This is a genomic window from Salinicoccus albus DSM 19776 (genome assembly GCF_000385175.1).
Classification (GTDB): Bacteria; Bacillota; Bacilli; order Staphylococcales; family Salinicoccaceae; genus Salinicoccus; species Salinicoccus albus.
Map to the genome: position 1 here is coordinate 22,354 of NZ_ARQJ01000012.1, position 12,865 is coordinate 35,218.

General features: G+C 38.7%; 18 protein-coding genes and 1 tRNA gene. 13 read left to right on the forward strand and 6 right to left on the reverse strand.

Going from position 1 to position 12,865, the window contains the following annotated elements; genetic code table 11:
- The first annotated feature begins 22 nt into the window (after positions 1-22).
- The 7 genes from G343_RS0100790 (at position 23) to G343_RS14915 (ending at position 5,200) form a co-directional block, all read left to right on the forward strand.
- A complete protein-coding gene (locus G343_RS0100790) occupies positions 23-1,858 on the forward strand; it encodes a phage tail spike protein (protein ID WP_026366218.1) in 1,836 nt (611 codons plus the stop codon).
- Positions 1,851-2,177 carry a hypothetical protein gene (locus tag G343_RS0100795; protein ID WP_020006225.1) on the forward strand — a complete coding sequence of 109 codons (327 nt, stop codon included), beginning with the start codon at positions 1,851-1,853 and terminating at the stop codon, positions 2,175-2,177. Before G343_RS0100790 ends, G343_RS0100795 begins: the two co-directional genes overlap by 8 nt.
- A gap of 50 nt (positions 2,178-2,227) precedes the next feature.
- Entirely contained in the window at positions 2,228-2,734 is a 507-nt protein-coding gene (locus tag G343_RS0100800) for a hypothetical protein (protein WP_020006226.1), read from the forward strand.
- A gap of 102 nt (positions 2,735-2,836) precedes the next feature.
- Positions 2,837-3,022, forward strand: a complete 186-nt coding sequence (locus G343_RS0100805) for a hypothetical protein (protein WP_020006227.1) — start codon at positions 2,837-2,839, stop codon at positions 3,020-3,022.
- A 37-nt stretch (positions 3,023-3,059) separates the two neighbouring features.
- Entirely contained in the window at positions 3,060-3,311 is a 252-nt protein-coding gene (locus G343_RS0100810; RefSeq protein WP_156823546.1) for a hypothetical protein, read from the forward strand.
- Between the two features lie 4 nt (positions 3,312-3,315).
- Positions 3,316-3,564 carry a phage holin gene (locus tag G343_RS0100815; protein ID WP_020006229.1) on the forward strand — a complete coding sequence of 83 codons (249 nt, stop codon included), beginning with the start codon at positions 3,316-3,318 and terminating at the stop codon, positions 3,562-3,564.
- Positions 3,565-3,616: 52 nt separating this feature from the next.
- Complete coding sequence (locus tag G343_RS14915) at positions 3,617-5,200, forward strand: glucosaminidase domain-containing protein (protein WP_020006230.1); 1,584 nt, start codon at positions 3,617-3,619, stop codon at positions 5,198-5,200.
- Positions 5,201-5,488: 288 nt separating this feature from the next.
- Here the strand turns inward: G343_RS14915 and G343_RS0100825 are convergent, their stop codons facing one another.
- Positions 5,489-6,484: an Abi family protein gene (locus tag G343_RS0100825; protein ID WP_020006231.1), complete on the reverse strand. Its 996-nt coding sequence runs from the start codon at positions 6,482-6,484 to the stop codon at positions 5,489-5,491.
- A gap of 103 nt (positions 6,485-6,587) precedes the next feature.
- Positions 6,588-7,019, reverse strand: coding sequence for a hypothetical protein (locus G343_RS0100830; RefSeq protein WP_020006232.1), 432 nt, complete (start codon positions 7,017-7,019; stop codon positions 6,588-6,590).
- A 195-nt stretch (positions 7,020-7,214) separates the two neighbouring features.
- Between G343_RS0100830 and G343_RS0100835 the strand changes: the two genes are divergently transcribed.
- Positions 7,215-7,436: a hypothetical protein gene (locus G343_RS0100835; RefSeq protein WP_020006233.1), complete on the forward strand. Its 222-nt coding sequence runs from the start codon at positions 7,215-7,217 to the stop codon at positions 7,434-7,436.
- Positions 7,437-7,480: 44 nt separating this feature from the next.
- Here the strand turns inward: G343_RS0100835 and G343_RS14105 are convergent, their stop codons facing one another.
- Together G343_RS14105 and G343_RS15080 are read right to left on the reverse strand one after the other, a co-directional pair.
- Entirely contained in the window at positions 7,481-7,984 is a 504-nt protein-coding gene (locus G343_RS14105; protein ID WP_020006234.1) for a DUF4352 domain-containing protein, read from the reverse strand.
- 11 nt (positions 7,985-7,995) lie between these two features.
- Positions 7,996-8,334, reverse strand: a complete 339-nt coding sequence (locus tag G343_RS15080) for a tyrosine-type recombinase/integrase (RefSeq protein ID WP_169336658.1) — start codon at positions 8,332-8,334, stop codon at positions 7,996-7,998.
- 405 nt (positions 8,335-8,739) lie between these two features.
- Between G343_RS15080 and G343_RS0100850 the strand changes: the two genes are divergently transcribed.
- From G343_RS0100850 to G343_RS0100860, 3 genes are all read left to right on the forward strand, one after another.
- Positions 8,740-8,994 (forward strand): hypothetical protein, encoded by a 255-nt coding sequence (locus G343_RS0100850; RefSeq protein WP_020006236.1) that lies wholly within the window; start codon positions 8,740-8,742, stop codon positions 8,992-8,994.
- Positions 8,987-9,508, forward strand: a complete 522-nt coding sequence (locus tag G343_RS0100855) for a DUF6036 family nucleotidyltransferase (RefSeq protein WP_020006237.1) — start codon at positions 8,987-8,989, stop codon at positions 9,506-9,508. The genes G343_RS0100850 and G343_RS0100855 overlap by 8 nt, the downstream gene beginning before the upstream one ends.
- 228 nt (positions 9,509-9,736) lie before the next feature.
- Complete coding sequence (locus G343_RS0100860; RefSeq protein ID WP_020006238.1) at positions 9,737-9,919, forward strand: CsbD family protein; 183 nt, start codon at positions 9,737-9,739, stop codon at positions 9,917-9,919.
- Between the two features lie 461 nt (positions 9,920-10,380).
- Here G343_RS0100860 and G343_RS0100865 read toward each other — a convergent pair whose 3' ends face one another.
- Together G343_RS0100865 and G343_RS0100870 are read right to left on the reverse strand one after the other, a co-directional pair.
- Entirely contained in the window at positions 10,381-10,905 is a 525-nt protein-coding gene (locus tag G343_RS0100865) for a GNAT family N-acetyltransferase (RefSeq protein WP_020006239.1), read from the reverse strand.
- A 251-nt stretch (positions 10,906-11,156) separates the two neighbouring features.
- Positions 11,157-12,005 carry a VOC family protein gene (locus tag G343_RS0100870; RefSeq protein WP_020006240.1) on the reverse strand — a complete coding sequence of 283 codons (849 nt, stop codon included), beginning with the start codon at positions 12,003-12,005 and terminating at the stop codon, positions 11,157-11,159.
- Positions 12,006-12,139: 134 nt separating this feature from the next.
- Here G343_RS0100870 and G343_RS0100875 point away from each other — a divergent pair, with 134 nt between their 5' ends.
- Complete coding sequence (locus G343_RS0100875) at positions 12,140-12,466, forward strand: winged helix-turn-helix transcriptional regulator (protein WP_026366219.1); 327 nt, start codon at positions 12,140-12,142, stop codon at positions 12,464-12,466.
- A 256-nt stretch (positions 12,467-12,722) separates the two neighbouring features.
- Positions 12,723-12,796, forward strand: a tRNA-Met gene (locus G343_RS0100880).
- Positions 12,797-12,865 lie beyond the last annotated feature (69 nt).

Genomic DNA, 12,865 nt, shown 5'->3' on the forward strand with positions numbered 1-12,865 from the left:
CGTCAAAGTCCATAATAGTGAATTGAACGGCCAGGATGATTTAGAACTCACTGTGCACCAGCAGAAAAACAACAGCTTAGACTTGCAACAGATCAGTGAATTATGGGAACTGAATTATAATAACATTGACTATAAGATTGTCCATGTTAAACAACAAACGAAAGGGAACGGCTTTTATTTGAATATCAGAGCTATCCCGCTGTTTTATTGGGAATTCGATAAATCTATTATCCACGAGAATCATGACGGTTCTCACACGGCAAATAGCGCCTTTCAGACGATGTTCGCAAACAGTGGCTATAACTTCGTGTTAGTCGACTTTAGCCCGTCTGTGGAGATAGAAGGATTCGGCAAGGGGAGTACACGCCTGGAATTATTTAAGCGTTTGCTCGATCGGTACAACTATGAATTCCTGGTTGATGGCAAAACGGTCTATATGTATCACCTCGTCGGTAATGATACGAATTTCATGTATAAGTACAAACTCAACGCATCGAATATCAGCCGAAGTACAGACGCCACGGCATACTTCACCCACATTAAAGGCTTTGGCGATATGGAAGAGGGCGAAGAAGATTATTATAATAATGCGAAGTTAAAACGGGAGTACACCTCTCCGCTGGTCGATGTAGTCGGGAAATGGGAAGGGAAGCCAGTTTTGGATGGCCGTGTAACTCAGCAATCCACACTCGATGAGATGATGCATAAAGCCGTTGAGGAATCCCTCGCTATCACTGTGGAGGGTACGCTACACGATGTGCGGCAGATGGGCTATGAGATTGCCGTGCCCCTCAAAGGAGACCGAATATTCCTCATGGACGAGCGGATCAATCTCGATCAGGAAATCCGTGTGCAAGCCGTCAAAACGACGTATGACGAGCGAGACAGGATTACCGGGTGTGAAGTCACATTCGGATCACAATCTATTAGAAAGCGTTACAAGGCATCTATCAATAGCCTGTCGGAAAACTTTCAGGATTTGATTACAGGAAAGTTGAAATTGCCCATTATCAGCTTGGAACAAATCGGCATGGATATGATAAAAAATATTCACGATGCATCGAGTGAGATTGTATTCGGAGATTTCGGTATGCAGGCAATCAGCAAGACGAACCCGAATAACGTGTTTGGTGTGAACAGTGAAGGTTGGTACATCTCCCAAGATGGGGGTGCCACGCCGAGGACGATAGCGACAGCACAAGGCATATACGCGGACGCTCTGTTTGCAGGCACCTTGTGGCTCACAAACGAAATGAATATTGAATCTGCAGACGGCTATCTGAATGTGACGGGTAGCCGTTTTGTTATGCGGAGTAAGAATAATTCCAAAAATGCGGTTGAAATAACACCGGACGGCATCACCATCTACGGTTTTGATGGCCGTGAATTTATTGTAGACGGCATCATGAGAGGACGTAGGGCTGCACAAATACAGCCGTTTAAGACAGATGGTTATCTTGGCCCGAATGGTGGATCTCCGATATGGTTTGACGGTATGAGTTGGCGCTTTCCGGGCACAATGGGATTTGAAGAAATCTATCGTGTGGATGATGAATATCTTGGACGCTTTTTAGATTTCAGAGTGTCAATGGGCATTGCTGATTACAGTGAAGCAAACTCTACCACTATTCAAGTCCGGTTCAGGAATTGGGATAATGAGATTGTCGGTAGTGGCACTTATACAGTTGAAAAAAATAAGGATCCCTTAAGACAAGAAACAATCAGGGTTGATTTACAGGCGATGTTCGGAAGTATTCCCGATTACAGAACCACTGTTTTATATTGTCAGGTGAGAGTTTCGGGCAATAGCAACGTTGAAGGCATATTCCGACTGAATCGAGGTGAATTTCATGGTTAAAGTATATGAGTCAATGCGGGATAAAAATGGAGACACAATCAAGGGACGGACAAAATTATTTGTAGTGACCACGGACAATGCGGGAAGCCTCCTGGAACATCAGGCGGGCACAGCGATGGATCTCGAAGATTCAGGAAGTTTATTTATCGTTGATGACTGGTTACTGGATCAGGTGCATAAGTTGCAGCTGTTGGATGGTCAATTGGTTGTGAAAGATGGTGAAACATTGGAAGAGCCTGTGAAGTCAGAAAAAGAAATCAAACGCGAAGAATTGTTGAAGCAATTAGCGGAATTGGATGCGATGGAAAATAAGATGTAAGTACTTTCTAATTTTGGTATGATTGAGGTATCAATTAAAAGGGGGGTTATATGGACTGGTTACATGTCTTAAGTACAGCTATAGGTACTCTTGCTGGAACTTTATTGACTGTGATAGTAGCTTGGTGTATCTACAAAAAAGAGAAAAAAGACATCGCTGAAAGAAACAGAAAACAACATATCGTAGATACAGCTAATAGATCTATACAATTAATAAGTAGTATTAATGCTACTATAATTAATTTAAATTCAACAGCTCCTGAAATTAAGAAAGATTTAACAAATAGTAGTTTGTATTCAGAATTTAACAAGAGTGCATCAAACGCTGACATGTCAGTTGCAGAGTTGGAGAATAACTTATTAATTCTCGAAAATATTAGTAAATACGAGTTAGTTGAGAAGGGTCAACCATACATCAATAAAGCCACTCAACTAATATTCGGAGAAATGTTCTACAATGAAGAGAAAATGGTAAGTGAGAAGATTGATAATATCAGAATCCAAGGCGATAAATTGGTCAAGGTACTGCAAGTTATACTAAAAGAAAATATAGAATAAATTCAAGAAAACACCTCTCTGCAGGTGTCTTTTTTATGCTCCAAATACCAGGTGACTGTCGAGAGGTAGCCACCATTTTTATTTTAAAGGGGTGATTCGCGTGTGAAAAATGAACATGAAAAAACAGTGCAGAATGTATTCCGACGAGAAAAAGTGAAGGTATTGATCTATCCGCTCGTTATCGCTTCCATTCTGTACGGATTACAGCTCGGCATATTTACAGACATTTTAGACCGCTACCGTGTCTATATGCTGGTTAGTGATTATGTCAGTCATGCGGCGGTTTGATGGTGTATCTGTCTTACTCTTTGACAAGGCGGGTGTAATGATGTGGCCAGAAAGTTTAACGCCGATAATCGCCGGTATACTTGGCGGTTTGTTTGGATTGGGGAGTAATTGGATCAGCGGTTTGCCAAAGCGGGAGAGTAATAATATAAAGCGTGTCAATGACATCGTGCAGCACTACGAAAATATGCATCAGAATTGCGAAGCACGGTATGAGCGGGCGTGCAAAGAGAATAAGCGGTTGAGAGATAAAATAAAAGAGTTAAAAGAGCAAAACAACGAAGGGAGGTGAGTAAATGAATATCAACTGGAGAGTGAGAGTGCAGAAAAAATCATTTTGGGTATCCATTATATCCGCTTTGATTGTTTTTGCGAATTCAATCGCATCAGCGCTAGGATTTGACTTAGTACCGTTGACGGACACACTGGAAACAGCACTTATGGCGCTGCTTAATGTACTTGTGGTAGCGGGTGTCATAGAGGATATGACCACAAGAGGCTATCAGGACAGCGAACAGGCAAAAGGATATACAACGCCGAAGTAAGCATCTACACAGTAGGTGTATTTTTTATGGTTTATTTTAAGGAGGTGCTTAATTGAGCTTTTTGTCAAAAATTAAACAAGATGCTATCGATGATTATGCAGATAGCAATGTCCTGCCGTCTATCACCGGGGCACAAGCAGTACTGGAATCAGCGCGCGGTACCTCGGAGTTGGCCAAAAATGCTAACAATTTGTTTGGGATCAAAGGGGGATATAAAGGAAAATCTTACACGATAGAGACAAACGAGTACATTGATGGTGAATGGACGACCGTTGATGCCGCATTTAAAAAATATCCGTCCTATAAAGCGTCCATCGCCGATCATGGCAACTTTTTTACGTCCACACCGTGGCGCACTCAGAACTACGCTGCAGTGTTGAAAGCTGTGGATTACGTCACACAGGCCAAAGCGCTGCAGTCCAGCGGCTATGCCACAGATCCTGGTTATGCTGACAAGCTGATTAGATTGATTGAATCTGAAGGGCTAACAGATTGGGACGAAATCGTAATAAATAATAGTAAAGGAAGTGAGAAAATGGGGCGAACAATCGCTCTTGATATTGGCCATGGCGTGAATACATTTCCAAGCAATGGTAAGGGTGTATATCGCAATGGCCAAGGATACGCAGAATTTAGTTTTAACAATAAACTAGCTAAACGCATTAAGCCGCTTTTGGAGCACAACGGCTTTAATGTCATCATGGCACAACCGTTTGACAGCAACGATGTTGGACTTGTTAGACGTACTAATTATTACGACGCACAAGGTGCAGATTTAGGACTATCCATCCATGCGAACGCCGGAAATCCAGACGTTGGCGGCCGGTGTGCGTTTTATTGGCACACTAGTAGTCAAGGACAACAGTTCGCAACGAGTATCATCAATAACATGACAGATATGGGTTATGGGATTCATGGCAATGGATTGCACGCCTCACAGTATGGCTCATGGACGAATCTCCACATGATAAGAGAATGTACAACTTTCCCTATGGTTCTCGTAGAACATGGATTTATGACAAATGATTTAGATTTCCCGCTCATCTTTGGTAATCGTCAATCCCAATATATTGAGGATATGGCAACAGCGGATGTCAAAGCGGTATGCGACTACTTTAATGTTGCATTCAGCAAATCGGAATCTGAACCATCCACACCTGAAGCGAGCGGAGACACCTATACAGTCAAAAAAGGTGACACACTTTGGGGCATTGCAAATGCGAATGGTGTGAGTGTGGCAAACCTTAAATCCTGGAATAATCTATCATCTAATACTATTTCCGTTGGGCAGATATTAAGCCTCAAAAAACTATCTGGCAGTGACACGCCGAAATTGACTGGCGATTGGAACAATAATAATCAAACTGGGGCTCTTTGGGCGCCAGCTGAAGCAACATTTACAGTTGGCAGCGAACCGATATATGTCCGTCAAGACAGCCCGTCTCTTAACGCTCCTTATCCAGCAACCGCACAGGTATCGCCTGGGACTGAGGTTAAAGTTGTGGAAATGGCAATCAATGAAGGCTATAAATGGGGATGTTACCGCACGTCTCAGGGTGGCATCAGATATCTGCCAACAGCAGAAGGGACATCCAGGAGTAGTATTTTTGAGAACGACTACGGCACATTCAGCTAAACGACAATAAACACTACACTATGTAATGCAGGCAAGGCTTTACACACCTTGTCCTAAAACCTGTGGGACTGACCCCCCTGCAGGTTATACATAAAAAAAGCCGATACAGTTTCCGCTGCACCGGCTCAAAGGTTATGTTCCATATATGGTTATAGCAAGTTTAATAGGTATTGCTAGTTAGTAATGTGTTGTTTACGACTCCGTGGTTGTGGCCGACCGGGGGGAAACACATAGTATAGCATAACAAAGGTGGGTTAATAGATTTAAAGAGAAATATATGATTTAGCTTTAAACTGAAGCTAAATATTTAGATACACGTTCCATAATATTTTCAGGCAAGTCTAAAATTTCATATACTGTCATTCCATTTATATAAACATTAGCAGAATAGTCGTTCATGTTAACATAAGGCGATAATATCAAAATGAACTCTGCTAAAAATTTATGCAACAATTTTTTATCTTGAGTGTATTTGAGAATGAGATTTATAACTCCAAGAAGATCTTGTGTACCTCTATTTTTGTGTAAGTCTCGTTGTGATAATAAAGTTTCTCCGAAAAAATGCTTGGAAGATTCTCTATGAAGATAATTACGTATTTTTTCTTTGAAATCTCTTTTACCGTGAGCAGCAATATTACGATACTCTCTCAGAAAGTTAAAAGAGTGGTGAAAGAAAGCTTCGTGAAATTCTTTATACAATAAAGAATTGGAAAAGTAGTCTTTAAGTAGCTCTTCTTTTAAGTTTTTAGGTAAGATATTAGCCCATGAAATTGTGTCGTTAAATGAAATGTCCTGAACTACAATCCATGGTGGTACGTTTTTTTTGCTATGTTTAAAATAATGTGTTACAGAAGTTTCTTTACAATTATCAATTAAATCAGTGATATTATTTAAAGTTCTGTATCTTAAGTTTTTATAATCTATGTAATTTTTCCCGAATAAATACTCTTGCCGATAAACCCCAAATTCTCTTGCAACAATATGGGCTAACCGTGAGCGTAGAGACTTTTCAATATATAGAATATATTTGAAAACTAGAGAAGAAATATCAGAATATAAATAGTATGTATCTGTGAAATCATCAAAGGTTGTACCCTCAATCATTCTATCAGTTTGGCCATCTTCAAGAAAATACCTTTTATATCCATTTAACAAAGTGTAATAAGAATGATTCTTAAGATCTAACTTTGCATGGAGCTCATCATGAATTAAAATATTTTTATCTTTTATTTCTTCGATAAGCTCTTGATAATGTAGAAAGGGTACTTCATCTAAACTAGACATAAAAAAACGGAGCCTCCTAAATAATTGGGAGAACTCCGTACCGAGCTTATCGCCGGCATTTCAGTTATCCCTATTATATCATCTATGAAAATTGCGTCAAGTTTTAATATTCAATTAGTTCTAATATGTCTCCAATTTTTACTGGTGAATCAGTAAATTTAGAACTTAAGTCTGTAATATCCTCTTTAAGGATATTTAGTTTATTTTGTTCCTGTCCTCCGATTATATCCATATTATCAATTAGTGATTTTGTGCTAGCTAACGTAAGCTCCGCAGCATAATTTCTATAATACGTAGGGGATTCACAGTAAGAAAACTTATCTTTTACCTTCTTTACTACAACTTTGCCTTTATATCCTGGGAAACTCCCTAATATCTCATCTGTATCTGGATCTTTAATTACCCTTCCATGGATGTCTACTATATAAAATGCTTGCCCTTGTTGAATACCATCAAGTTTTCCAGCATTTATAATTACTTCAGTTTCACTAAGAATTGTAGCAATTTTAACTTTCTTTTTAAGTTCATTGTTCATTCAAATCAAGCCTTTCAAGAAACTTTATAATTTAGTACTGAGTTGAAGCTTTTTGAATTACAGTTAATTATATCACTTAAAACGAATTTAAAAAATAATCAAAGTTATAATTAATACTCATGTAGAGGGTGGTTTCTTTATTTTCAGTATACCTACGAGATCACATGAGGTATTATTATCTCAAGGAGTGATCACATGGATTTACATATAAACGAACATTACATCATGCTGAACCAACAACTGCTGCATGATATGGTAACCGGAAAAATTGATAAAGATGATACTGTTTATTACACAATGGAAAATGAGTTGATCAATAATTATTATTCAGACATCAATGCTGTGCCTGGTCAGATGGCTGGCATGATGACTGCGATGGAATTAAGTGAAACGTTGCTGAATTCACAGTTTAAATGAACAGAAAAGCCACTTACTATTTAAAGTAGGTGGCTTTGTCTTTATTAATTTAAGTTTATTAATCCGGTTTCTGTACCAAACATTCCTGATTGTACTTGCAATTGTTTTTCTGTATTATCAATCACTTCTTGTGTGACATCATACACAATTAATGCGTCTCTTGATGAACCTGGGTTAATTTCTTCGGCGAGTAAACCGAGGTCGTCCGGGCTGTTTGCTTGGTTAGCATAAGTAGATGCAGTTGTGTCAGGTTCAAAAACTCTTTCGCCATCTACTATCTTGAAGTAGTCACTCATCATCATCGCTGCCTCATTCTGATTATTAGTTACGGAAACATCTAATATCAAATATGTATCATTCGCAGTAGATGTAAGAGCATTACCGACAGTATTTTGTTGGTGCCAATCATTAACAGTAAATTCAATGTTATCTACAACTAATGTTTCGCCTATACCTACAACTTTTTCAGCTGCCTCTTCTTCAGTGGATTCCTCTTCAGTGGATGCTTCACTTGTTTGTGTTTCAGCAGGCGCTTCAGATATGACCACCGAGTAATCATTTATAACTCTGAAATTGCATCTTTTTCTGTGCTTGGATAAAGGTGTCCATATACTTTTTCTATTGTAATGGATGACGAATGTCCCAGGCGTTTTGCAAGTGTTTCCCGATCCATCCTCAGACGATTGATACAATCTGAAGCATGAGAATGTCTAAATTCGTAAATCTTTATTCTTTTTAAATCAGTTTCTTTAACAATCGCATCGTACATTTTGGCGATAGTTGTTTCACCGATAGACTGATAAAATGATCCGAATACTACATAGTCATCGTTATAAGGATAGTTTGCTTTGTGCCATTCTTTAGATTCTTCCGTAAATTTCAAGTATAAGTTAGCCACTCGCCCCGCCCACGGTATGAGCACATTGTGAACGGGTGGGGCTATCAAAGGACGTGCAGACAGAGTATAAACTGGCAGCAAAACAATTAAGTGATGATTCTGATTTTCCTTATAAAGTGGTGTGCTGGGTTCAAGACAGCGATGTGAAAATGGGTTATAAACCATATAAATAAATGAATCGACCTCACAGAATGGACTGTGGGAAGCGTTTAATAGTATATATGATGGATAGGGCGTTAATTATCTGAAGCCTGTCAGGATGTTTTATTTGAGCTTAAGGAGCGATTATTATAAACTTCAATATCTTGCAATAAAACTTTGAGTTTTTCTCTAGATTATGGGGTATAAGTGTAATATAATAAGTGTACTAGAAATAATACGTAACCAATGTAAGGAGGTGTTGAAATGTTAAGTATGGCATTCAGAAAAGTGTATCTGCAGTGGTTGCAGGTAAAGCATGTAAAAGAAGGCAGTAACAGGGAAAGAACAGAGTTACAAAAAGAAGTGTTAAGGTATTTGTTAACTCATCCTGGTAAATTAGTTTCTTCTGAACGTGTAAACTATCCGAAAAACTATGCTAAGTATCTTAATGTTTTAACATCGAATGTTAAAAATGATAGACTCTATGAAATCAGCAAGAAGAGGTTGAAAAGTGTTTAATCTATACGAAGATGCTAAGGAACGCTATGAAATCCTTAATGATATATTAAAGGAAGAAGGCATAACCGGCATAGAACTTATTGTTATCGGCGGAGAAGTAGGACGAACATTGTTAGGAGAAAGTGAATATAGATCCACTTTGGATATTGATGTTATATCTGAGCAAGATCTGCCGCTGGAAGTGATTGAAAAGTTAAATGAAGCGGGTCTTGAATATGTGGGAGTGTTGGAAACACCACCGCCGGAAGATATGGAAGAAGCGCATACAGTACGCTTCTCCAATCTTACCATTCATTATCCATCTATAGAGGATTTCGCATTGAGCAAACTCATGACCACAAGAGGAAAAGATGACAATGATTTAAGGAATTATCCAATCTTAGATTCTTGTGATATAGATGAATTAAAATGTAGAATAAAAGAGTATAGAACGTATACGTTGAATCCTAACAATCCAGATTACAACTTTGCGAATTTAGACGAATACCTCAAAGTTAGAGGTATTAAGCATTAAAAAACGTCACTCACACGTCACTAAAATTATATAAAAGTTATCATATCAATGTTTCCAGAAGTATAGACCCCCTCCATCTCCGCTTACACTGCAATACAACCTATTAAGCCCCTTTAAATTACTATTTAAAGGGGCTTTTCTTCGTCTCTCATTATATGTTTAGTAAGTAAGAACGCGTGGTAAATACATACTGAACAATAGATTAAATCTATTTTAGGAGTGAAAATTATGGCTGAAGAAGATAAAAAAGAACAAACAAAAGGCAATTTAAAAGAAACGATTGGTAATGCCACTGGTGATAAAAACTTAGAAGAAGAAGGAAAAAAGGATAAAACAGCAGGGAAAGCCAAAGAGGTTGTAGAGAAAACGAAGGACAAGGCGAATGAAATGATTGACAAATACAAAAAATAATAGTGCAGCAGTAATAAGGACCATCACGCTCAAGTTTTATGGGTGTGATGGTCCTTTGATGTGCAATCCTCTGAGTTACTTATTTGATTAATTGTTTACATAACATTAAAATAGAAATAGGGAGTATATAAGGAGGCATTGCCATTAGTAAATTCCGGATTATTTATAAAAATCGTCTAAGACAGACGATCAATTCAAACCTTTGTACGTTAGACAGTCTTAAAAAGATTATCAAAGAATCCAAGAAAGACGGTAAGTCTTATATCTTATTCCATGGAAACGAAATATTTCCGATGCAGGTCAAAAAGGTTAAACAGATAAAGTAACTGCATTTAATATTTTGATTCCAGTCCCATTTTGTAACTTTTCTTTTTTAATTGAGGAACGATTGAGTATCATTCCAATTAATAAAAAATCTCTGCTCCTTTAAAAGACACGTTCACTCATACATTCATCTGATATTATCGTTCTTCATTATCTTTTTTGTAAACATCCCATTCCGATTTTAAAATAGACATAAAAGCTGCATCTCTATAGGTCCCTTTAGTATAGAAATGTTCTCTGAGCACCCCTTCGGTTTTAAATCCTTGTTTATGATATATAGCGATTGCTTTTTCATTTTCAGTATCTACATACAAATACACTTTATGCATATTCAAAATTTCGAAGGCATACTGCGAGGCCTCGTTAAAGGCGAATTTCGCAAACCCTCTGCCGCTGTATTCGGGTTTTACTATGATTTCAATTTCACAGTTACGGTGTATGTAATCTATAGAAACCAGATATACGATGCCGACCAATGTTTTGTTGTCATTTTCAATCACAAACTGTCTCACAGATTCGTTTTTAAAATTTTTGCTATAAGCGTCTTTTAACTCTGTGAGTGAGTTAAAAGGTTCTTCAAACCAATTTGTCATGATTGAATAATCATTTTTAAGCCCATACAAAAAATTAAGATCTTCTTCTTCCAAAGCACGAAGTTTCATAATGTCCTCCTCGCGTTAATCCTGTCATATAATGCTTAGCTGCCTGTTTTCTGGAATGTGCCTCTTTACTGTGTGCATCTATAATAACATCTGTCTCTCAGTTTGGGCTAATCTCTATATTCCGGTTGTTATCTGTTTCATTCATAGATATGATTTCAGCTTCTGTAAAGTGAACGAGTGCCTCACATAGCATTTTATCAAATAATAGGGTATAAAAAACCGGTTTTCATAATGAAAACCGGTTCGCTATATTATGTGGCCAACTCTACATGGTTACCTGAAGGGTCTTGGGCAAATACACTGTCCCCTTTATCTGCAGTACTAACACCTGAATTTTCCAGCCTGGAAACAGCTGCATCGCGTGCTTCGGCATTCGGATATTTCAAAGTGTATGTGTTCAGGCCAACACTGTCTGTTTCAGGTGCCGGGGCGTCCGCACCGTGCCATAGATTTATAGCGATATGATGGTGGTAATCTTCGGTGGACATGAATATTGCCTGGCCGCCAAACTTACATACAATATTCATGCCCAGTCCTTCTGTGTAAAATTTGAGGGTGGAATCGAGATCGGCGACATGCAGGTGAAGATGGCCCATCACAGTATCTTCTGGCAGGCCATGCCATTCACCGCTGGGATTGAAATCTTTGAGCAGGCCCTCTGCATCGAGCGGTTCAGTCACCATATTGACCTGATCGCCATGCCATGTCCATGCTTCAGGATCACGGTCGATGTATATTTCGATACCGTTGCCGTCCGGATCACTCATATAGAGCGCTTCACTCACATCATGATCTGCGGAGCCCAGTCGCATTTGTTTTCTTGCCAGGTGCATTGTGATGGCTGCCAGATCTTTTCTCTCAGGCAGCAGGATAGCAAAGTGGTACAGGCCTGATGTTCTTCCTTTCGGTTGTGGGTGTGACGGCTGGTACAATGATAAGATACTTGTTTTACCATCTGTCGTCAGACTGGCGGAGTTTTTGTCCTGCTCCAGGATTTTGAATCCAATTGTGTTTGTATAGAACTCTACCGATCTTTCCAGATCAGAAACGTTGATTTTTACATGTTGAACATGTGTTGCCGGGGCCTTATGAAAATTCATTGGAAATCCTCCTGAATAATTACTTACTTAATGTAACTAAGTATAATATATAAAATCTGTAATGTAAAGGAATATAATTTAATTTAAACATTAAGTGATTCGTGGTACAATATTGATAAAGGAAGTGATTAACAGTGAAACAATCAATACTTTGCCCGAGATTTGAAAAGGCTGTTTCCCTGCTGAGTCAAAGGTGGACTGCGTTGGTCATCTATCAGATGCTTGAAGGACCACAGCGCTTTGGCGCGATACAGTCGGCAATTGGCGTAAGCGGTAAAGTGCTTTCCGACCGACTTAAGGAGATGGAGCAGGAAGGCCTTGTTAAAAGAGATGTATATCCTGAAACACCTGTAATTATCGAATATTCTTTAACAGACAAAGGACATTCTCTGGAACCTGTTCTCAGGGATATAGAGAATTGGTCCCAAGACTGGATTTCAATAAAAGAAACAGAGGGGTAAATATCCACTGACAGGATGTTTCCTTCAAGGATCAATTGTCATACTGTCAGTATACAGGCCAGGTGCAATGAAAGCATTTCTGAAAACCGAAGAAACATCTCTGAAGTTTTAAATCTTTGACTTTAAGAGATGTTTTTGCAGTTATTTATAAATGGTGTAAATTTGATGTGAGAAAGTAATAAAAACTACTTGAAATAAGTTAACAAAAAGTATAGTATATATATCAGATCGTTGAAAAACGGCTAAATAATATTATCGCGGGATGGAGCAGTCTGGTAGCTCGTCGGGCTCATAACCCGGAGGTCGGTGGTTCAAATCCACCTCCCGCAATTTTTAAATCAGGTCCCGTGGTGTAGCGGTTAACATGCCTGCCTGTCACGCAGGAGATCGCGGGTTCGA

Bases quoted from the DNA above. Each gene is read 5' to 3' on its own strand.
- G343_RS0100795 (WP_020006225.1), top strand. From the start codon at position 1,851: ATGGTTAAAGTATATGAGTCAATGCGGGATAAAAATGGAGACACAATC.
- G343_RS0100800 (WP_020006226.1), top strand. From the start codon at position 2,228: ATGGACTGGTTACATGTCTTAAGTACAGCTATAGGTACTCTTGCTGGA.
- G343_RS0100810 (WP_156823546.1), top strand. From the start codon at position 3,060: ATGATGTGGCCAGAAAGTTTAACGCCGATAATCGCCGGTATACTTGGC.
- G343_RS0100815 (WP_020006229.1), top strand. From the start codon at position 3,316: ATGAATATCAACTGGAGAGTGAGAGTGCAGAAAAAATCATTTTGGGTA.
- G343_RS0100825 (WP_020006231.1), bottom strand. From the start codon at position 6,484: ATGTCTAGTTTAGATGAAGTACCCTTTCTACATTATCAAGAGCTTATC.
- G343_RS0100830 (WP_020006232.1), bottom strand. From the start codon at position 7,019: ATGAACAATGAACTTAAAAAGAAAGTTAAAATTGCTACAATTCTTAGT.
- G343_RS0100835 (WP_020006233.1), top strand. From the start codon at position 7,215: ATGGATTTACATATAAACGAACATTACATCATGCTGAACCAACAACTG.
- G343_RS0100850 (WP_020006236.1), top strand. From the start codon at position 8,740: ATGTTAAGTATGGCATTCAGAAAAGTGTATCTGCAGTGGTTGCAGGTA.
- G343_RS0100860 (WP_020006238.1), top strand. From the start codon at position 9,737: ATGGCTGAAGAAGATAAAAAAGAACAAACAAAAGGCAATTTAAAAGAA.
- G343_RS0100865 (WP_020006239.1), bottom strand. From the start codon at position 10,905: ATGAAACTTCGTGCTTTGGAAGAAGAAGATCTTAATTTTTTGTATGGG.
- G343_RS0100870 (WP_020006240.1), bottom strand. From the start codon at position 12,005: ATGAATTTTCATAAGGCCCCGGCAACACATGTTCAACATGTAAAAATC.